This window comes from Blautia sp. aa_0143, from assembly GCF_004167315.1.
In the GTDB taxonomy this organism is placed as follows: Bacteria; Bacillota; Clostridia; order Lachnospirales; family Lachnospiraceae; genus Blautia_A; species Blautia_A fusiformis.
The window spans coordinates 40206-62098 of sequence record NZ_RCXU01000017.1 but is presented as its reverse complement, the minus strand read 5'-3'; the positions used below and the strand labels follow the sequence as shown (position 1 = coordinate 62098).

The window sequence follows — 21893 nt, the reverse complement described above, 5'->3', positions numbered from 1 at the left end:
CCATTTTGAAAAGGAGAAGAAATTGAAATTAGGAGCAAGAATAAGAAAAATCCGTATGTTTCGCAACATAACTCAAAAGGAATTGGGACGCAGATTAGGATATGGGGAAAGTAGTGCGGATGTGAGAATCGCCCAATATGAAAGTGGACAGCGTACACCGAAGCAGGAAACGCTTATCCGGATAGCAGAAATATTGGAAGTTGATGTCCGAAATTTTTTAAGTCCTGGAATTGCGACAATGGACGAATTAATGGAAACTTTATTCTGGATGGATGAAGAAAATAGAGGGCTTTTTCATCTGTTCCTGCTAAATGATTCAGAAAGTGAAACAGTTGGAATCACAATGAGGGATAAAAAAACAATGTCTTATCTGCAGGAATGGATGGGGAAAAAGCAGAAACTGGGCGATGGAAGAATCACAGAAGAGGAATATCTGGAATGGAAACTGCATTGGCCAGAGGATAAGAGAAAAACAGAATATAAAACCGTATGAAGTAAAAAGGAATTGCTTTGCGGAGAGTTACCTGTTAGAATATTACTGGAGTAACCGTGTACAGGGTTGGTAAAAACCTCCTGGATTTTCAGATCCCGTTAAGGGATACAGAAGAAGGGAGGTGGAGCGAATGGATACATACGAAGTCTTGAGCTTATTGTTCTTAGGCGGTACGTTTCTGATTGCTTTGCTTGCCTATTTGGATAATAGGGACAACAAGCGAAAAAAATAGCCTACCCTGTCTGCCAACAGGATAGGCAGCTCTCTTTGAGAGCAAAATAAATTAAAACCTAATCCAGGAGCATCCACCTTGTGGGCGGTTACTCTTTTCAATTAGAATATAGCATTTTCTCTCCGAAAAGTAAAGTACATTTTATGCAGCCAATTCTAAAAAGAGTAGGCTGTTTTTTATTGACAGGAGGGAAGTTAAATGTCTAAACTACAGGACATCCGAAACTTGATACAGGAACATGCCGTATCAGTGAGCAGTTCGCCAGGGGATTGGATGGATTATATGGACACAGCATCAAGGTTATATCGGTATTCTTTTTCAGACCAGCTTCTGATCCATGCACAGCGTCCAGACGCAACAGCCTGTGCATCACTGGAACTATGGAATGAAAAGATGTTACGCTGGGTAAATCGTGGTGCAAGAGGAATTGCCCTGTTTGATGAAACCTGGCAGAACACCAAACTTCGTTATGTGTTTGATATTTCGGACACCCACATGGTAGCCGGAGGCAGAAGCCCGTATCTGTGGCAGATGCAGGAACACCAGAGAGAAGAGATCCTTACGCATCTGGAAGAGGTCTATGGTCTGGAAGAAAAGGATACGGCAACCTTGCAGGACGCATTGATGGCGGTCGCAAGGGAGATGGTCAGTGACAATCTGGAAGAATATCTGGATGGATTGGAATATGCAGTAGAAAATACTTATCTGGAAGATTTGGATGAGGTGACGATCCGCAGTGATTTCCGCCAGCTGGTAACAGACAGTGTTTACTATATGCTTTCCAGACGATGTGGGATTGAGCCAATGGAACTTCTGGAAGAAGAGGATTTCATGCACATCACAGATTACAACCATCTGTCTGCCCTTACATTCCTTGGAAATGCAGTGAGTCAGCTCAGTGAGAGTATTCTGATCGATATTGGAAGAATTGTACATAAAATTTCTCTGGAAGAAGCGAGAAAAGAGGTTGAAATTTCAAAGGAAAGGAATTATAATAACTTTACCACGTTAATGCGTGAAACTAAAAACCGGGATGCAGAAACGAAAAAAGAAGAAAATATTGAAAATGAAGGAGGAACCGATTATGGAACTGACATATCATCGCAAGGGAGATTACCTGTTTCCGAATCTGACCGTCGAAGAGGAAGAAGTGACGATCGGGAAATACGGGATGCTGCGGAGGACATTTCTGAAGGAACACAAGAACAGCCTTTATCAGAGCCTGTTCCTGACCGGGAAGCTGAACAGCCATCTGGAACAGATCGAGAAAGCAGCACAGGAGAGAATGGACAGCCAGATGGAGAAATTACTGGAGAAGAATCCGGCACCGGACAAGGAAGCAGATCCGATGGCATGGACAGCACACATGAACGCACTGATGGCAACAGCGGAAGAGAGCATCTTGACGGAATTGGTATACAGTTAGTCGAAGATACAAGAGAAGATGGATTGAGTAAAGCAGAGGAAGAGATCGCCTCTGCTTTATCTTTGCCCGAATATCCAACCGCAAATGAACAAAGACGGCAGATCGAGGAAAGGGCAGCTGCCCTTTATGCCGGAGAAATCCCGATTCCAGAGGAAGTTGTTGATGAGATCTTACGGACAGGAGGAAACCGGAAAGCCAGCCAGCTCCGGATCATCTATAATTTCATGAGCGAACAGACACCGGAGGAATATACGGAGTTTGTAAAGCGTGAATACCGTAAAGGTGGAAAAGGCTTTCAGATTGATGGAAATGAATATTCAGTCTGGTTTGATGAAACTGGGATGCAGATCGCAGTGGGGCATACGGTTACAGACCATATCTTAGATAAGGCATTTTTATCATGGGAGGATGTCAGCGGACGTATCCATCAGCTTTTAGACCAGGGTGAATATGCACCACAGTCTGTATTGGATGCGGCAAGAAGTAATGCAGTAAAAGAACACGCCCAGGCTCTTGCCTATATGAAAGGGGATATGGCAGAAGGAGTAGCGGAGATTGTCTTTGACGAAGAGGACTTACCACATCTTCGCAGTATTTATCCAGAGATCACGGATTATTTAGAAGAAAAAATAGAAGATCCCCAGTGGCTTTCGGAACTGAATGAGAGACTGGATGCACTGGCAGAAGCCTATGAAATGGACAGCTCTCTTATGCGTTTCCATCACTATAATCCGATAAATATCTCAAAGCAGTTTCAGAAGTTTGCTGCGGAGGTCATCCCTTATCAGGCAAGAGATGGGTTTGCATGGAAAGAACATCAGATGTTCATTACCCAGGATGAGATAGATGCTTTTCTCGCAAGGGGTGGCCCTTATTCAAAAGATAGGCTCAAAACTTATTCTTTTTATTTGTTAAATGAAAATGAAAAATCCAGAACGGATTTTATTAAAGAAAAGTATGGAACCAATAAAAGGATTCATGCACTGCCTGATGTAGATGAGTTTTATGTAAATTATGATAGGAAAGGACTGCTTCTTGCAAGAGGTGATGATAATAGTCCATATACTTCAATTTCATTATCTTGGAAGAAAGTTGCCAATAGAATATCCTATCTGATAAAGAATGACCAGTTCCTGCAGGCAGAAGATTATGTCCATATGTCGGAGTATGAACGGGAACAGATGGCGAATAAGATACTTAGTTTTTATGCTCGTCTTCCGGAAGGAATAGACAGACCATTTACCAATGACTTTTTTGGGGATGTGTCGAGAGCAGAATTGATGGCAGTGTTGGAAGGAACAGAGCAGACAGAGGAACTGTTACAGAAGATGGATGCGGCATTGGCAGCTCTGCCATTGGATTTTGAAGCATATGGGACAAACTATCAGCAGAAAACAGAACTTCTTTCGGAACTTCATCAGTATGTAGAGGGGACTTACACAATATTCCCAACACCGGAAGCAGAACCATCCTTTGCGGGGCCGTCTGGTCATCAGATGACCATGTTTGATTTCTTAGATACTAAGTCGGTAACAGAACCGACCGTAGTAGATATGTCAGATGTAGAGGAAATAGAAGAGGAAGAGGTTACTGCCAAAGAAGATATTCCGGAAAGTCAGGAACAGGAAAAAGCTGTGTTAGAACCACACAACTTCCGTATCCAGGATAATGACCTTGGTGCAGGCGGTCCGAAGGCAAAGTATAAAACAAATATGGAAGCCATCCATTTGTTACAGACTTTGGAGAAAGAAGAACGTCTGGCAACACCCGAAGAACAGGAAATCTTATCCCGTTATGTTGGATGGGGTGGCATCCCACAGGCATTTGAGGAGAGTAACAGCAGCTGGGCGAATGAGTATCTGGAATTAAAGAATACCTTATCATCAGAAGAATACAGTGCAGCAAGGGCATCGACCTTAAACGCTTTTTATACGTCCCCGACCGTGATCCGAAGTATGTATGAAGTACTGGAAAATATGGGACTGAAACAGGGAAATATTTTGGAACCGTCCTGTGGTGTCGGTAACTTTATGGGACTGATCCCGGAGAGTATGGGCAAAGCCAATATGTATGGTGTGGAACTTGACCCGGTTTCGGGCAGGATCGCAAAACAGCTTTACCAGAAAAATAAGATTGCAGTACAGGGATTTGAGGAAACCAGTTATCCGGACAGCTTTTTCGACTGTGTGATAGGCAATGTTCCATTTGGGGCGTATCAGGTCAGTGACCGCAGATATGACCGGCATCATTTTATGATCCATGATTATTTTATTGCAAAATCCCTTGATCTGGTGCGTCCGGGCGGCGTAGTTGCAGTGGTAACTTCCAGTGGAACGATGGATAAGCAGAATCCGGCAGTGAGACAGTATATCGCAAACCGGGCAGAACTGCTTGGAGCCATCCGATTACCGAATAATGCATTCCAGAGAAATGCCAATACCAGCGTTGTTTCTGATATTCTGTTTTTCCAGAAAAGGGACAGGGCATCCATTGAGGAACCGGAATGGTTAAATCTAAAGGAAACACAGGAAGGCTATTCAGTCAATGCTTATTTTGCAGAGCATCCGGAAATGGTGCTTGGTGAGTTTACTACAGAAAGTACCCAGTATGGAAAGCAGGAAGTGACCGTAAAACCAAAAGAAGGAATTACCTTAGAAGAACAGTTAAAAGAAGCCGTCCAGAATATCCATGGCACGATCACGGAACTGGAACTTTCGGATACAGAGCTGGAGGAGGATGTTGTCTCTATCCCGGCAGACCCGGAGGTAAAGAATTTCAGTTTTACCGTAGTGAATGATGAAGTCTATTACCGGGAAAATTCTGTGATGAACCGCATGGAGCTTCCGGCAATGACAGCGGAACGTGTCAAAGGGATGGTGAAGATCCGTGATGTTACGAATGAACTGATCCAGTGTCAAATGGAAGAGGGAAGCGCTGAACAGATCACAAAGCTGCAGGAAAAACTCAATGAAGAATATGATGCCTTTACAGCAAAATATGGTCTTATCAGCAGCAATGCCAATAAGCGGGCATTCAGCCAGGACAGCAGCTATTGTCTTTTGACTTCTCTGGAATTTCTGGATGATAAGGGAGAACTGAAACGGAAAGCGGATATTTTTACCAAAAGGACAATCCGCAGGGCAGAAACGGTAACTTCTGTAGATACTGCCAGTGAAGCACTTGCGGTTTCTATCGGTGAGAGGGCAGGCGTTGACCTTTCCTATATGGCACAGCTTTCCGGGAAAACAGAAGAGAAGCTTACCGAAGAACTGGCGGGGGTAATCTTTAAGAATCCGATTAGTGAAAAATGGGAGCCATCGGACGAATATCTTTCTGGAAATGTAAGAGAGAAACTGCAGATCGCCAAACAGTTTGCAGAAGATCACCCAGAATATCAGGTGAATGTGCAGTATTTAGAGCAGGTACAGCCAAAAGATCTGGATGCGTCAGAGATTGAGGCAAGACTTGGAGCAACCTGGATTTCAGAGAACTATATCACACAGTTCATGGCAGAGACATTCCATACACCAAGATATTATGTAGGGAGCAAGGTCAAAGTCCAGTATGCCGAAGTGACCGGACAATGGAATGTTATGGGAAAGAATGTGGACAGCTACGGAAATGCCCTTGTCACTTCCACTTATGGAACACAGAGAGCCAATGCCTACCGTCTTTTGGAAGATGCCTTAAACCTTAGAGATACCAAGATTTATGACACGGTACAGGATGCCGAGGGGGAACACCGGGAATTAAACCGGAAGGAAACAATGCTGGCACAGCAGAAGCAGGAGCTGATCAAAGAGGAATTTAAAGAGTGGATATTTAAAGACCTGCACCGACGGGAAGATCTCTGTAAGATTTATAATGAACGATTTAACAGCATCCGTCCACGGGAATATGATGGAAGCCATATTCAGTTTGTCGGCATGAACCCGGAGATCACCTTGATGCCGCATCAGAAAAACGCAGTGGCTCATGTGCTGTATGGAAATAATACGTTACTGGCTCATTGCGTAGGAGCAGGAAAGACGTTCCAGATGATCGCAGCCGGTATGGAATCAAAACGGCTGGGACTCTCACAAAAGAATCTTTATGTTGTGCCAAACCATCTGACCGAGCAGTGGGGCAGTGATTTCCTACGTCTCTATCCGGGAGCAAATATCCTGGTGGCAACGAAGAAAGACTTTGAGCCGGCAAACCGAAAACGGTTCTGTTCCCGTATTGCGACAGGGGATTATGATGCCGTGATCATCGGCCATACGCAGTTTGAGAAAATCCCTCTTTCAAGAGAACGGCAGATTGCCATGCTGGAAGATCAGATCGCAGATATTACGTTTTCCATTGAAGAAGCGGCACATCAGGCAGGGCAGAATTATACCATCAAGCAGTTGGAAAAAACAAAGAAGAGTCTGCAGGCGAGGATGAAGAAACTCAATGACCAGACCAGAAAGGATGATGTGGTAACTTTTGAGCAGTTGGGTGTAGACCGGCTGTTTGTGGATGAGAGCCATAGTTTTAAGAACCTTTTTTTGTATACAAAAATGCGGAATGTGGCGGGTATCTCACAGACGGATGCACAGAAAAGTTCGGATATGTTTATGAAATGCCGGTATATGGATGAACTGACAGGCGGCAGAGGAATCACCTTTGCTACAGGTACTCCTGTATCAAATAGTATGACCGAGCTTTACACTATCATGCGTTATCTCCAGTATGACACACTCATGCGTATGGGTATGGGACACTTTGATTCCTGGGCGGCAACGTTTGGGGAGACAGTAACCGCAATCGAATTATCACCGGAAGGAACGGGCTATCGTGCGAAAACACGGTTTGCCCGTTTTTTTAATCTTCCAGAGCTGATCTCCATTTTTAAGGAAGCTGCGGATATTCAGACATCGGATATGCTGAATCTTCCTGTACCGGAAGCAGAGTTTATCAATGAAGTCTTAAAACCAAGTGAAGAACAGCAGGAAATGGTCAGTGCCTTTTCGGAACGTGCGGAAGAAGTAAGAGCCGGTCTTGTGAATCCAACGGTGGACAACATGCTCAAGATTACCAATGACGGAAGAAAATGTGCATTGGATCAGAGGCTATTAAATGAACTCCTTCCGGATGCAGAAAAAAGCAAGGTCAATACCTGTGTGGAAAATGCTTTTCAGGTATGGGACGAGGGAAAAGCAGATCGGACAACACAGCTGATCTTCTGTGACTTGTCTACTCCAAAAGGGGATGGGACTTTCAATGTATATGATGATGTCCGAAACAAACTGGTTGCCAGGGGAATCCCGAAAGAAGAGATTGCGTTTATCCATGAATACAACACGGAGACAAAGAAAGCAGATTTGTTTGCAAAGGTACGGGCCGGGCAGGTGAGAATCCTTATGGGTTCCACTCCAAAACTCGGTGCTGGTACCAACGTACAGGACAGGCTCATTGCCCTCCATCACCTTGACTGTCCGTGGAAGCCGTCTGATGTAGGACGGATTTTGCGGACATTCAAAATAAAAAAGAATGTGGAGGTAACAGACAATGGCAAAATCATTATTTGAGGAACTGGGCGGCAAATACGAAAGGCAAGGGGATTATTTGATACCGTGCTTAACTGTACCCGCCGAAGAAGAACAGGCAATAGGCATCTGGGGGCAACGGCATTTAGATTATCTAAAACAGTACCGTAAAGTTACATACACCAATCTTCTTACAAGCGGCAGGCTAAACGCCTACCTTGCCGACATCAACAGACAGGCACAGGAACGCTTTGAAAGGCTCATAGAGGGTATGAAACAGGCACAGGGCATAACGGAACAGCTAAAGGCAGAAAACGCCTTAGAATGGACAGGATGCCTCAATAACATAAGGGCTTGTGCGAGGGAGATTGTGGAAAAGGAAATTATTTTTGCATAAACAGATGATTAGTGGCAGGGGGAAATCCTGCCGCTTTTTCTGCTTTAGTTTGTCAGCTTGACAAATAAAGGGTTAAGGAATATAATTAGATTCAGTATTATACAAGGAGTTAATAAATATGCGGCAAGGTATTCTTAAATAAACTGTCAATTTGATAGTGGGAACAAAAAGTAGCAGTCCCGTTTCACTTTTAATATGGGGCTTAGTTTTTTGTACCCAGTTTAAGAATACTTTTATCATGTAATTTTATATGCCCGAAAACATATAAGTGTTTTGGGGCTATTGGAGTTATTTACCCAGTGATAGGAGTATTTATCACTGGGTATTTTTATGCCCTTTTTTGGGTGTTGATAGGAGGAAAATCACATGAAAATAATTAACTTAGGCATTCTGGCTCACGTTGACGCAGGAAAGACAACATTAACGGAGAGTTTATTGTATACCAGTGGTGCAATTGCAGAACCAGGGAGCGTAGATAAAGGCACAACAAGGACAGATACAATGAATTTGGAGCGTCAAAGGGGAATCACTATCCAGACAGCAGTGACATCTTTTCAGTGGGAGGATGTAAAAGTCAACATTATAGATACGCCAGGCCATATGGATTTTTTGGCGGAAGTATACCGTTCTTTATCCGTATTAGACGGAGCAGTATTATTAGTTTCTGCAAAGGATGGCATACAGGCACAGACCCGTATACTGTTTCATGCACTACAGACAATGAAGATTCCGACAATTTTTTTCATCAATAAAATTGACCAAGAGGGGATTGATTTGCCAATGGTATATCAAGAAATGAAAGCAAAGCTTTCTTCGGAAATTATAGTGAAGCAAAAGGTTGGGCAGCATCCTCATATAAATGTAACGGACAATGACGATATGGAACAGTGGGATGCGGTAATTATGGGAAACGATGAACTATTAGAGAAATATATGTCAGGGAAACCGTTTAAAATGTCAGAACTGGAACAGGAAGAAAACAGGAGATTCCAAAACGGAACGTTATTTCCCGTTTATCACGGAAGCGCTAAAAACAATCTGGGGATTCGGCAGCTTATAGAAGTGATTGCCAGTAAGTTTTATTCATCAACGCCTGAAGGTCAATCTGAACTATGCGGGCAGGTTTTTAAGATTGAATATTCAGAGAAAAGGCGGCGTTTTGTTTATGTGCGTATATATAGCGGAACATTGCATTTGAGGGATGTTATTAAAATATCTGAAAAAGAGAAAATAAAAATCACAGAGATGTGTGTTCCGACAAACGGTGAATTATGTTCATCCGATACAGCCTGCTCTGGTGATATTGTAATTTTACCAAATGATGTTTTGCAGCTAAACAGTATTTTGGGGAACGAAATGCTGTTGCCGCAGAGAACATTTATTGAAAATCCTCTCCCTATGCTCCAAACAACGATTGCAGCAAAGAAATCTGAACAGCGGGAAATATTGCTTGGGGCACTTACAGAAATTTCAGATGGCGACCCTCTTTTAAAATATTATGTGGATACTACAACGCATGAGATTATACTTTCTTTTTTGGGGAAAGTGCAGATGGAAGTCATTTGTGCCATCCTTGAGGAAAAATATCATGTGGAGGCAGAAATAAAAGAGCCTACTGTTATATATATGGAAAGACCGCTTAGAAAAGCAGAATATACCATCCACATAGAAGTCCCGCCAAATCCTTTCTGGGCTTCTGTCGGGTTGTCCATAGAGCCGCTCCCTATTGGAAGTGGAGTGCAGTATGAAAGCAGAGTTTCACTTGGATATTTAAACCAATCGTTCCAAAATGCGGTTATGGAGGGGGTTCTTTATGGCTGCGAGCAGGGGCTGTATGGATGGAAAGTGACAGACTGTAAAATCTGTTTTGAATATGGATTGTATTATAGTCCTGTAAGTACCCCCGCAGACTTTCGGCTGCTTTCCCCTATCGTATTGGAGCAGGCTTTAAAAAAAGCAGGGACAGAACTATTAGAGCCATATCTCCACTTTGAAATTTATGCACCGCAGGAATATCTCTCACGGGCGTATCATGATGCTCCAAGGTATTGTGCAGATATTGTAAGTACTCAGATAAAGAATGACGAGGTCATTCTGAAAGGAGAAATCCCTGCTAGATGTATTCAAGAATACAGGAACGATTTAACTTATTTCACAAATGGGCAGGGAGTCTGCTTGACAGAGTTAAAAGGATACCAGCCAGCTATTGGTAAATTTATTTGCCAACCCCGCCGCCCGAATAGCCGTATAGATAAGGTTCGGCATATGTTCCACAAGTTAGCTTAACAGCTTGCAAAAGTCATATAAAATGAGATTTGAAAGGATTAGAGACTAATTATGATGAAATGCGAATGGATATTGTGTCCTGTTTGTGGGAGCAAAACCCGTAATAAAATTAGGAAGGACACTGTTTTGGAGAATTATCCCCTTTATTGTCCAAAATGCAGACAAGAAAGATTGATTAAAGTTGACAACTTGAAGATAACTGTCATCAAAGAGCCAGACGCTTAAGACGCAGAGCCGATGAAATTGTGGAACAATTCACGAATCATCGGCTCTTTTTGTTTCGTATTTGAAAGAACAAACTCACCAAATAAAAAAAACGATATTCGGGTGGGTTATTTTGTTATACCCTAAATTACCCTCTGAATTTGTTTTTAAATTTGGAGGGATTTTTTTATGTCCTTTTTTCGGGCAGTTATCTATCTGCTCATACGAAGCAAAATTTATCAATACATAGCATATCAGAGAACGGCAGGAAACCAGTTAAAAAAATTTCTGCCAGTGCAACGGTACTTCTCACCTTGAAAGTAGAAGTACAATCTCCATACAATAGAATTACTATTTCCTATAACCGTAAAGGTCACAGAGCCTTTGCGGTTTTTCTTTTGTCGATTTTTGTTGGAAAGTGCCGTAGGGCTGTTTCTGATATTAACCGCATGGTAGCCGAAGCGGGGTGCAGGACAAGGAAAGACAGCGTGATGATGGTGGAAACGCTCATCACAGCTTCACCAGAATTTATGAACCAGTTACCGCCCGAAGAACAAAAAGCGTATTTCCAGACGGCTCTTGACTTCATTTCGGAGCGTGTTGGAAAGCAGAATATCCTCTCCGCTGTCGTCCATATGGACGAGAGAACGCCCCATATGCACCTCTGCTTTGTGCCGATTACGCCAGACAATAAGCTGTCAGCGAAAGCTATCTTAGGCAACCAGAAATCATTATCCGAGTGGCAGACCGCCTACCATGAGCGGATGTCCTCACGGTGGAATCAGCTTGAACGGGGGCAGTCCTCAATGGAAACCAAGCGGAAACACGTCCCCACATGGCTCTATAAATTAGGCGGCAGGCTTGATAAACAGTATGAAGAAATCGTGTCTGCCCTATCCGACATCAACGCCTTTAACGCAGGGAAGAAAAGGGATAAAGCGTTAGATTTACTCTCTGCATGGCTGCCAGACGTGGAGAAATTCTCTAAGGAAATCGGGAAACAGCAGGCGTATATCGACAGTTTGAAAGAGAGAATTGGGCAGGAATCAGACTATGCGGGGCGTATGCGTGATGAAAAGTACGAGCAGGAACTAAAGGTGCAGAAAGCGAATCAGAAGATATTTGAATTGCAGAGAACCAACGAGCAGATGGGGCGGCTGCTGTCAAAAATACCGCCCGAAGTGTTGGAAGAATTGCAGAAAAATCATAGAAGCAGAGCGAAAGAAAGGTAGATATGTGAATGAAGAAACAGGATTTTAAGGTGTTAAAGACCAAAGACTTGTACCCGTTCCCCGACAATCCGTTTCATGTGGCAGAAGATGAAACACTGTCAGAGTTAGCGGAAAGCATCAAGGAATTTGGCATTGTCACGCCGATAATCACACGCCCGAAAGAGGACGGGGACGGTTATGAAGTGATTGCAGGACAGCGGCGTGTCCGTGCTTCTGAACTTGCAGGGATAAATACCGTGCCTGCGTTTGTCCTGCCCTTAGACCGTGACCGAGCCATCATCACCCTTGTAGACAGCAATTTGCAGCGTGAGAATATCCTGCCATCGGAGCGGGCGTTTGCTTACAAGATGAAATCCGAAGCCATGAAGCGGCAGGGTTTCCGCACAGACTTAACCTCGTCACAAGTTGTGACGAAGTTGCGGACGGACGACAAGGTGGCACAGGGCTTCGGCGTGGGCAGGATGACCGTGCAGCGTTTTATCCGCCTGACGGAACTGATACCGCCGATTTTGCAGATGGTGGACGAGGGGAAAATCGCCCTCACGCCTGCGGTGGAACTGTCCTTCTTGAAGAAAGACGAGCAGGAAAACCTCTTTGCCACGATGGAGAGCGAAGAAGCAACGCCCTCACTCTCACAGGCACAGCGGATGAAACAGTTAAGCCAGAGCGGGCGGCTTGACATGGATACGATATTTGCGATTATGACGGAGGAAAAGGGCAACCAGAAAGAAACCTTGAAAATCAACACAAGCAAGCTGAAAAAATACTTTCCGAAGAACACAACGCCGAAGCAGATGGAGGAAACCATCATCAAACTTTTGGAGCGTGAGTTGCAGAGGAAACGCAACCGTGACAGCCGCTAATCTTCTTTTTTCGGGAAGTAAATACAGAGAGTTGAGGTATGGAGAATGAGAGAAATCCAGTATGAAATCGTAAAGGAAATCGCAGTATTGTCTACGGGCGACAGTGGCTACACAAAGGAAATCAATCTCATTTCATGGAATGGGAAAGAGCCGAAGTATGACATCCGCAGCTTTTCCCCGAACCGTGAAAAGTGCGGCAAGGGAATCACGCTGAACGCTGATGAAGCGGCGGCACTCCTTAAAGCATTACAGAAAGAATTAAACAGCGAGGATTAATGGTATCTGATTGGCAGGGCGGGGACATTTCCAAACTCTTCCCTGCCCTGTCTGGAAAGGAAGATTTAAGTATGGGCGAGGATAAGAAAGCAGATAAAAAGAGAAAGCGTATCGTGCCAAAAGCACCAGTGCAGATGATAATCAGCCGTGAATATGTCGGCACACAGACCGTTACAGAAGCGTTTGTCCCGATTATCTCCGAGGATATTCGGAAGAAGATTGCCGAGGGCGACACCTTCGACAATGAGGGGCTGTCCGCTTAGAATGTACGCAATGGGACATGAAAACAGATAGGACAGATACGGAGGTTTTACAGTATGGCAGGAATCAAAGAAGAAAAGAAAATCTATTTAGTCGGCATTTATTGCCGCTTATCTAAAGACGATGGTACGGATAACGAGAGTGCGAGCATTGCGACACAGAAATCCATCCTCACGGATTATGTGAAAAAGCAGGGATGGCACATAGCAAAAACGTATGTGGACGATGGTTATTCTGGTACAAATTTCCAAAGACCAAGTTTCCAGAATATGATAAAAGACATTGAAAGCGGTCTGATAAACTGCGTGATTACGAAAGATTTATCCCGTCTGGGGAGAAACTATCTTGATTGTGGGTTATATCTGGAAGTTTTCTTCCCAGAGCATAACGTGAGGTATATAGCGGTCAATGACGGCGTAGATACCTTGAATAAATCTGCTATGGACATCACGCCTTTCCGCAACATTTTAAACGAAATGTATGCCGCTGACATATCTGTTAAGATAAAATCGGCATATCGGGCGAGGTTTCAACAGGGGAAATTCATGGGAACTACCGCCCCTTATGGCTATATCAAAGACCCTGCCGACCACAACCATCTGCTGATAGATGATAAAGTGGCACATGTTGTAAAAGAGATATTCGACCTTGCATTAAAAGGGAATGGAGTTGCCAAAATTTGCAGACATCTTAATAAACAGCATATCCTACGCCCTGCCGCTTATGCGGCGGAGCGTGGCGAAACAGGCTTTGAACGTCATTTTGAGGGGAACGAGGACAAACGCTATATTTGGAGTGGGAACAGCGTGAGGAGCATTTTAAGAAGCCCGATATATGCGGGAAATCTTGTAGGCTACAAACGGATTGCCGCCAATATGAAAAGCAAGAAACGCCCCTCTAAGCTGCCCGAAGAATGGGAAGTGATACCCAATACCCATGAGGGAATAGTCACGCAGGAGGAATTTGATATTGTCCAACAGCTTATTACAAGTCGTAGGCTTCCACAGAACAAGGGAGGATTTGTAAATATTTTTGCAGGCGTTATCAAGTGTGTGGACTGCGGATGTGCTCTGCGGGCAATGAACGTACACAGGAGGAAACGCCCAGAGATTATCGACTGTGTACAGTATTCATGTAATAATTATGCAAGAAACGGAAGAAGCGAGTGTAGTGCCCACAATATAGAAGCAAGGGATTTATTCAATGCCGTTCTTGCCGACATCAACTGTTTTGCGGATATGGCAGTGAATGATGAAAAGGCGGTCAGGGCCATAGAAAAGCGGCTCACGGAAACAGACCAGAGCAGGGCGAAAGCATTAGAGAAAGAACGTAAGAAGCTGAACAAACGCCTTGCGGAACTGGACAGGCTGTTTTCCTCTCTCTACGAGGATAAGGTCATGGAGCGTATTACCGAGCGGAATTTTGAGATGATGTCGGGGAAATACCAGAAAGAGCAGCTTGAAATTGAAGCAAGGCTGAAAGAGGTGACGGAAACTCTTAATGAAAGCTACGAGAAATCACGGGGAATCCGTGACTTCCTCGCCCTTATCCGAAATTATCAAGGCTTAAAAGAACTGGATGCAACAGTTATAAACGCACTCATAGACAAGATACTTGTTTCGGAGCGTGAGAAGATGGCAGACGGAACAGTGAAGCAGGAAATCAAGATTTACTATAAATTCATCGGCTTTGTCGATGAATTACATATCATACCTACAAAACGGTGGGCAGCAATGCCCGCTAAAAATTGTACGGTGTGCGGCGTTGAATATGTCCCGGGCTCTGGTGCATCAAGGTATTGTCCTGCTTGTGCCAAGAAGATACGGAGGGAGAAATCAAACGAGAGCAAACGCAGGAGCAGAGAACAGAAAAGGATAGCATGTATGAACTGTCCGCAAAAAATGACCGACTGATCTGGAACAGCAGGAAGGACGTATTTTAAGACAGGGAAACCAGAATGACAAAGTAAAGATATTCCGGTATGTGACGGAGAACACTTTTGATGCGTATATGTGGCAGATTTTGGAGAATAAGCAGAAGTTCATCAGCCAGATCATGACCAGTAAATCACCAGTCAGGGCTTGTGAAGATGTGGATGATACGGCACTGTCCTATGCGGAAATAAAGGCACTTGCCACAGGCAATCCGTACATTAAAGAAAAAATGGATCTGGATGTGCAGGTGAGTAAGCTGAAACTCTTAAAGGCAAACCATACCAGTCAGATTTACCGTCTGGAATCCGATATTGCAAAGAATTTCCCGGTACAGATCAGTGCATTGAAAGAGCGGATTGCCGGGATGCAGGTGGATTCGCAGGTAGTAAAAAGCGTGGATTTACAGGATAATGACACGTTTGCCATGACGGTAGGGAATGTTCTTTATGAAGATAAGAAAGAAGCAGGCGAAGCGTTGATTGCCGCCTGTGCAGGGTTAAAAACCGTCAGCACCGGCGGAAAAGTTGGGGAATATCATGGGTTTACGTTATCTGCTTCCTACAATATGTTTTCCAATGTGTTTGAACTGACGATCAAAGGAAAATGCTCTTATAAGCTGGAGATTGGAAAAGACCCGGTAGGAAATATGCAGCGTATCCATAACACCCTTTCTTCTATCGACAGGAAGCTGACGGAAAGTGAGCAGAAATTGGAAACTGTACAACAGCAGCTTGCTACTGCACAGGAAGAGGTAAAGAAGCCATTCCCGAAAGAAGCAGAGCTGAATGAAAAGATGGAACGATTATCCGAGTTAAATGCCCTGCTGAACATGGATGAAAAGGGCAATGAGACGATTATGGCAGATGAGGATATTGGCAGAGAAGGAAGCAGCACAGACAGCAGGGATGCCGTAGAAGAAAAAGAACTTCCGGAAACAGCAGACAGAATCCATAAGCCGTCTATTCTGGAACGCTTAAAACAGGAGAAGGCACAGCAGAATACAGCGGAACCGACCGTTACACAGAAAGCTGCAAAGAAAAAACACGAACAGGAGTTATAAAAGATTTCCCGTCAGAGTTTTCTCTGGCGGGACATAAAATGGAGGGTTTGTTTATGGCAAATAATATAGAAAAACAGTTAAAAGAAATATCGGAACGGCTGGAGCAGGGAGTAAAAGAAATCTTTACTTCGGAGAGATATACCGAATATCTGAATACCATGTCAAAGTTCCACAATTACAGCTTTAATAACACGCTGCTGATCACCATGCAGAAACCGGAAGCAACACTGGTGGCCGGGTATCATGCATGGCAGAAGAAATTTAACCGTCATGTAAAACGTGGAGAGAAAGGAATCCAGATCATCGCACCAGCACCGATACGGGAGAAACAGGAGATTGAAAAGATCGACCCGGTAACAAAAGAGCCTGTGATCGGGGATGATGGACAGCCGGAAACAGAGATCGTGGAGATGGTGATACCGAGATTCCGTGTAACGACAGTGTTTGATGTCAGCCAGACAGAGGGGGAACCGATCGCAGAACTGGAGGTGCCGGAGCTTACCGGAAGTGTACAGTTTTATGATACGTTCATGCAGGCATTGCAGAATATTTCTCCTGTGCCGATCCGTATGATGAATGTGGAAGGGGATGCAAAAGGCTATTATCACCAGACAGAAAAATATATTGCGATAAAGGAAGATATGAGTAATGTACAGACGATGAAAACCGGAGTCCATGAGGTGAGCCACGCATTGCTGCATGACCGGGAAGTAATGGATGCGGAAGGAGTCTTAAAAGACCAGACAACAAAGGAAGTGGAAGCAGAAAGTATTGCTTATATTGTCTGCAACCATTTTGGTCTGGATACTTCAGAATATTCGTTTACCTATATCGCCAGCTGGTGCGAGAGCAGGGATATGAAGGCGTTGAAAGCATCTATGGATACCATCCGAAAAACATCGGCAGAGATCATTGGGAACATTGAGGAGCAGATGCATGAGCTGGAAAGAGAAAATACCATGCAATATGAAGAAAAAGAAGCATCTGCCACCAGACAAGAAAAACTGGAACAGGACAGTGCGGAAATGATTGATGAAACTTTGCTTTTTCATGGAGAAAGCGGTCGTTTTGCAATCTATCAGATGGATACGGGCGGAGAGCATACTTATCAGTTTATGGGGGTTGAATCGGCTAAAAAATTAGGCTATACCATTGAGGGGAAAGACTACAGGATGGTGTATGCGGCTCCGTGGACACCAACGATTACATTAGAGGATATTTTTGAGAGATTTAATATCAACCGCCCGAACGATTTTCATGGACATTCCTTATCGGTAAGCGACGTCATAGTTATAAACCGGACGGCGGAGACAAAGGCTTATTATGTGGATTCTTTCGGCTTTGAGGAACTTCCGGACTTTGTACAGCAGAGAATGGAGATGCTGGAAAATAATCATACCAGAGCCTATCCCCCAGTCTATAAAGGAACACTTGCTCAGGCAATGGAAGAAAGGGATGTAGATGCCTATCTGGATTCCAGAAAGTTAAACATTGATTGTAAGAAAGCAATCGAGGAAGCGATCGCATTAAAATTTGACGGATTGCATTTAGAGGAAGATGCCGCAACGCAAGTGTTAGAGCAGTTTGGAGAAGAACGTATGACGTTTGTTATGGCAAATACGCTCCGGGAACTTTCTTATGACGGCAGATTTTCCAGGCAGAACAAAGACTGGGCAGAACATATCGAAATCCCGGAAAATATCAATCAGGGGAAGAATCTGAATCAGGATTATGTGATAGAAAGCCATCCAGCAGTGTTAGATGGTTTTATTGATATGGCAAGGGCAGAGATCCGGATGCAGAAGATTGAACAGGCGTTAGATGAAGCGGAAGTTACCATTACAGCAGATACCAGAGGATTTGAAGCAGATGGACATGCGGGAACCTGGCATACGGTGGATGAAAGAGAGTATGCAGGGGAGAAGTTTTTCTTCATGGAACATGATGAGTATGGTTCAGATGTGGCAGGGATTATCGTATCGGAACATGGTCAGCTTATTGCAGAAGATCTCTGGAATGGGTATGATGCAGGAGCATTGGAAGCTATTTCAGAATATCTGCAGGAGAAAGGGATTTCTGTAGAGGGACTTATGCCGGAACTGGAGCCGGATGAACTGGCATATAAGATTGACGATAGGTATTTTGCAATCCAGAGAACAGAGGAAGGCTATGATTATACCTTTTATGCTTTGGATTATGATGAGATCGACGGCGGTGCCTATGATAATCCTGATATTTCTATGCGTCAGGCAATGGAAGATATTCTTGAAGATGAGGATATGTCCCTGGAAAATGCCGTTCCCGTTGACTATGAGGATTTGATGGCAGAAGTGGAAGAAGCAGGCGAACGGCAGATGCAGCTGGCACAGTTATTAAAGAATTGTCCATCAAGTATTTTTGAGGATTATGACAGGGAAAGAGCAGTGGATACCTGTGAGGGAATTGTAATGCAGTTTACCAAGAGCAAAGGGTATCTGACCGTACAGGCAACGGAAGAAGGCTATTTTTATATTTTTTATGATTCTGACCTGCACGAAATCCATTCCAATGATTATGACGATCCCAAAGTATCTGTTCAGAAAGCTACTTATGAAATCTTAAAAAGTGAAAGAATGGATGATATGGAATGTGTCAAAGTGGACTATAAAGAATTTGAGGCAATGACCATCCAACATTCAAAGGATTTACTACAGGCAGGTGAGCTTCGTGCGACTTCTGAGATTGGAAGAGATGAAGCAGCATTAAATGGTCTTAGCAGGGCAGAAGTGGAACGGGGTGTCTTGTATCACGCACAGGGTATTCTGGAAGATATGGGATTAGAAAATGAAGTAGAGCTGCTTGCAGCAAGGGTGCATGGTTCCAGAAGCAGAGAGGAACTTTACAGAGATGATTCTGACCTTGATGTGGTGCTTTCTTATCGTGGCAATATCCGGGAGGACAGTTTCTTCAATGAATTAAATGCTCATGGTATAGCAATGGCAGGTATTAAGGTGGACATCAATCCTATCGCAGAAGAAAGAATCACTCTGGCAGAATATATGAAAGAGTCAGAAGCCTATCTTGATCAGAAGGAAATCGAAAAGCTGGCGGTGGATTTAGATAATTTCAGCTATGAATATGACACTTACGAGTATAAAGATATCGTTGAGAACAGGGAAGAACAGGTGAAGAAAATCACAGAGGACATTCTGAATAAGAAAACAGGGTGTTTAAAGGACTGGTTGGTTGAAGTATCGGAAGAATCTGATATAGACAGCGATGTTATAACTGCCCGTTCTTTACTTTCCCGTCTGGAGGACGCAGAGAGATTTTCTATCTTTGACAAACAGCCAGAGCAGGAACAGCCAGAAGCCACGATCAGTTTTTATGTCGCAGAGTGCATGGAGTTTCCGGTCATGGGAGAGTACCATAATAACCTCACTTTAGAAGAAGCCATTAAAATATATGAGAGTATCCCAGCAGAGAGACTGCATGGGATTAAAGGAATCGGATTTGATCTGCAAGATGGTGATGAAGATTATTCCGGGGAATATGGACTCATGAGTGGAGACAGGATAGACAGGGATCTGATTGATATGATTCCACATTATAAGGAGAGTCCATTGGTACAGAAAGCAATCAACGATATGGAAAAGTATCTGAATGAGAAACATGGAAAAGTGCAGGAAGCAGAACAGACTGTGGAAGTGAAACAGGAAGTTCCAGAAGCACCAGTCAAGAAAGAATCTGTATCAGTAGAACCAAACCGGGAACAAAACAAAGAGCCTGCAAAGGGTGGAAAAGGAGAACTGAAAAAATCCGTGCTGCAGTCATTGAAAGAGTTTCAGGTAAGAGCAAAAGCACAGGAGCAGAAAGAAATGGCAACTGAAAAATCCAAAGCACATAAGAAGGGGGATGTAGAATTATGATGGATCTGGCAATGAACTTTGATACAGACGAATGCTTAGTGACCGCAATGTTTGATAAAGGCAACCGAAATGATACGATGGAAGCCATCGACAATATCATTCCATTTCTGAAAGGGGATGCGGATATGATCGGACTGGTCTGCAATACTATAAGAAAGCTGTTCTGCATGAGTGATGAAGAATATGAGATTTTTCTTATGGATCTGGAAGATTATAAAGTGGATTTGGAAGATAATTATAAAAAATAGAGAATATTTTGTGTGAATTAGTGTTAGATAGAATTTATTTAAATTGGAGAAAGTAGCCAATCCGATTGAGAAACTGGCACATATTATTAATATGATAAATTTTATTATTGGCTTTTAAATTTCACAATGCATCATAGTAAAATAAAGCGAGTATGTAAAAGAGCAGTGTAATTAATGATATAATAAAAAGCAAGAAAAATATTTTTGACTATCTTTTTGTACAATTTATTCGTTATATATAATAGAAAGTGCTTTCAGTAGAAAAAGGAGGAAAGAAGTGGATGCAGATTTTCTTTTGATTCACAAAATGAAAAATGGTGATGAAGAAGCTATAGAGGTATTCGTAAAAAAATACTATTCAACTATACGGAATTATTGTCGATTACATACATACACAGACTGTGATGCAGAAGATATTACTCAAGCAACATTTGAACACTTTTTTCGATCATTTAGATCGTATCATCATTTGGGAAAGACTGCTAATTATTTGTATGTGATTGCTCGAAATTTATGTCGGGATAGTTATAAGAAAAAAAGAGATATTGTGATGGAAGCGTTACCAGATAAGGGAGAAAATCCAATTGCTGTAATTGAGAATAAAATAGATATAGAAGAATCAATAAAAAAACTTCCAGAAGATTTGCAGGAAGTAGTTATTCTACATTATTTTCAGGATTTGAAATTAAAAGAAGTAGCAGATATTATTGGCATAGGACTTCCTCTTGTAAAATATAGGATAGGAAAAGCAAAAGAATTGTTGAGTGTTTATCTGGGGGATAAGAAATGATGATGACAGTTGATGAAAAATTGCATGCGTATGCAAAAAATCAGAAGGATAGAAATATAGATGAGAAAAAATTACAACAGACCATTATAAAATCGAAAGAAGCATATTGGGATGGAGAAATCGAAAGAAATATGTCATGGTTAGAATTTTTATATCAGCAAGCTTCGTATATACAGAAGCACTGGTGGTTTGCTCAAGGGGCAGTATTACTAATCCTTTGGATGACAATGTTCTTATCAGACAGTAGTATTTATACAAGGCGCTGCATGGGGATTTTGGCACCGAGTTTTGTAATATTGATACTTCCGGAACTCTGGAAAAATAGAAGCAATGGGGCTATGGAAGTAGAAGGTGCAACATTTTTTTCCATAAAGAATATATATGCCGCACGAATGCTACTCTTCGGCATGGTAGATGTTTGCCTATTGAGTGTGTTTTTGATAACCAGCACTTTTGTGTTACAGATTGCATTTATGGATATCTTAATACAATTTATTTTGCCAATGAATGTGACATGCTGCATATGTTTTCGATTACTTTGCAGTAAAGGAGATGATTATGTATCTTCCACATTATTTTCCTGTCTGATTTGGATCGCTGTTTGGACGCTTGTAGTTCTCAAAGATAGTATTTATGAGCATATATCTACATCAATATGGTGTGGAATGATGATATTATCTGTTTTATATTTGTGTTACAGTATTTGGCGAGTATGGAAATGCAGTGAAAGATATTACGAGAGTAATGGGGCAAGTGTATAAGACTATTATGGT

Annotated in this window: 15 protein-coding genes and 1 pseudogene; all 16 read left to right on the top strand. The window is 42.9% G+C overall.

Going from position 1 to position 21893, the window contains the following annotated elements; genetic code table 11:
* Positions 1–22: 22 nt before the first annotated feature.
* Positions 23–493 (top strand): helix-turn-helix domain-containing protein, encoded by a 471-nt coding sequence (locus tag EAI83_RS10195; protein WP_044925916.1) that lies wholly within the window; start codon positions 23–25, stop codon positions 491–493.
* A 130-nt stretch (positions 494–623) separates the two neighbouring features.
* Positions 624–725, top strand: a complete 102-nt coding sequence (locus EAI83_RS17565; protein ID WP_015524590.1) for a putative holin-like toxin — start codon at positions 624–626, stop codon at positions 723–725.
* A gap of 198 nt (positions 726–923) precedes the next feature.
* Positions 924–7703 carry a DEAD/DEAH box helicase family protein gene (locus EAI83_RS17775; protein WP_129975295.1) on the top strand — a complete coding sequence of 2260 codons (6780 nt, stop codon included), beginning with the start codon at positions 924–926 and terminating at the stop codon, positions 7701–7703.
* Positions 7684–8058: a TnpV protein gene (locus EAI83_RS10185; protein WP_001129922.1), complete on the top strand. Its 375-nt coding sequence runs from the start codon at positions 7684–7686 to the stop codon at positions 8056–8058. The genes EAI83_RS17775 and EAI83_RS10185 overlap by 20 nt, the downstream gene beginning before the upstream one ends.
* A 366-nt stretch (positions 8059–8424) precedes the next feature.
* Entirely contained in the window at positions 8425–10344 is a 1920-nt protein-coding gene (tet(O), locus tag EAI83_RS10180; protein WP_006858004.1) for a tetracycline resistance ribosomal protection protein Tet(O), read from the top strand.
* Between the two features lie 51 nt (positions 10345–10395).
* The gene (locus EAI83_RS10175; protein WP_002779755.1) at positions 10396–10569 is read left to right on the top strand and encodes a cysteine-rich KTR domain-containing protein; all 174 of its coding nucleotides are present in this window, start codon (positions 10396–10398) and stop codon (positions 10567–10569) included.
* A gap of 293 nt (positions 10570–10862) precedes the next feature.
* Positions 10863–11780, top strand: a complete 918-nt coding sequence (mobV, locus tag EAI83_RS10160; protein ID WP_330547784.1) for a MobV family relaxase — start codon at positions 10863–10865, stop codon at positions 11778–11780.
* Positions 11781–11788: 8 nt separating this feature from the next.
* Positions 11789–12643, top strand: a complete 855-nt coding sequence (locus EAI83_RS10155) for a ParB/RepB/Spo0J family partition protein (protein WP_000743700.1) — start codon at positions 11789–11791, stop codon at positions 12641–12643.
* A gap of 45 nt (positions 12644–12688) precedes the next feature.
* The gene (locus tag EAI83_RS10150) at positions 12689–12919 is read left to right on the top strand and encodes a YdbC family protein (RefSeq protein WP_001206986.1); all 231 of its coding nucleotides are present in this window, start codon (positions 12689–12691) and stop codon (positions 12917–12919) included.
* A gap of 71 nt (positions 12920–12990) precedes the next feature.
* Positions 12991–13182: a hypothetical protein gene (locus EAI83_RS10145; RefSeq protein ID WP_001820669.1), complete on the top strand. Its 192-nt coding sequence runs from the start codon at positions 12991–12993 to the stop codon at positions 13180–13182.
* Between the two features lie 54 nt (positions 13183–13236).
* Positions 13237–15093 carry a recombinase family protein gene (locus EAI83_RS10140; RefSeq protein WP_001820670.1) on the top strand — a complete coding sequence of 619 codons (1857 nt, stop codon included), beginning with the start codon at positions 13237–13239 and terminating at the stop codon, positions 15091–15093.
* Positions 15086–16174: pseudogene (locus EAI83_RS10135) on the top strand (DNA methylase); the annotation flags it as partial. The gene EAI83_RS10140 and the pseudogene EAI83_RS10135, both read left to right, overlap by 8 nt.
* Positions 16175–16227: 53 nt before the next feature.
* Positions 16228–20082, top strand: a complete 3855-nt coding sequence (locus EAI83_RS10130; protein ID WP_129975291.1) for a DUF3849 domain-containing protein — start codon at positions 16228–16230, stop codon at positions 20080–20082.
* On the top strand, positions 20079–20330 hold the full coding sequence (locus tag EAI83_RS10125; protein WP_129975289.1) for a transposon-transfer assisting family protein: 252 nt from the start codon (positions 20079–20081) through the stop codon (positions 20328–20330). Before EAI83_RS10130 ends, EAI83_RS10125 begins: the two co-directional genes overlap by 4 nt.
* A 277-nt stretch (positions 20331–20607) precedes the next feature.
* The gene (locus EAI83_RS10120) at positions 20608–21120 is read left to right on the top strand and encodes an RNA polymerase sigma factor (protein WP_021650349.1); all 513 of its coding nucleotides are present in this window, start codon (positions 20608–20610) and stop codon (positions 21118–21120) included.
* The gene (locus tag EAI83_RS10115; protein ID WP_005426531.1) at positions 21117–21881 is read left to right on the top strand and encodes a hypothetical protein; all 765 of its coding nucleotides are present in this window, start codon (positions 21117–21119) and stop codon (positions 21879–21881) included. The genes EAI83_RS10120 and EAI83_RS10115 overlap by 4 nt, the downstream gene beginning before the upstream one ends.
* The last annotated feature ends 12 nt before the right edge of the window (positions 21882–21893 follow it).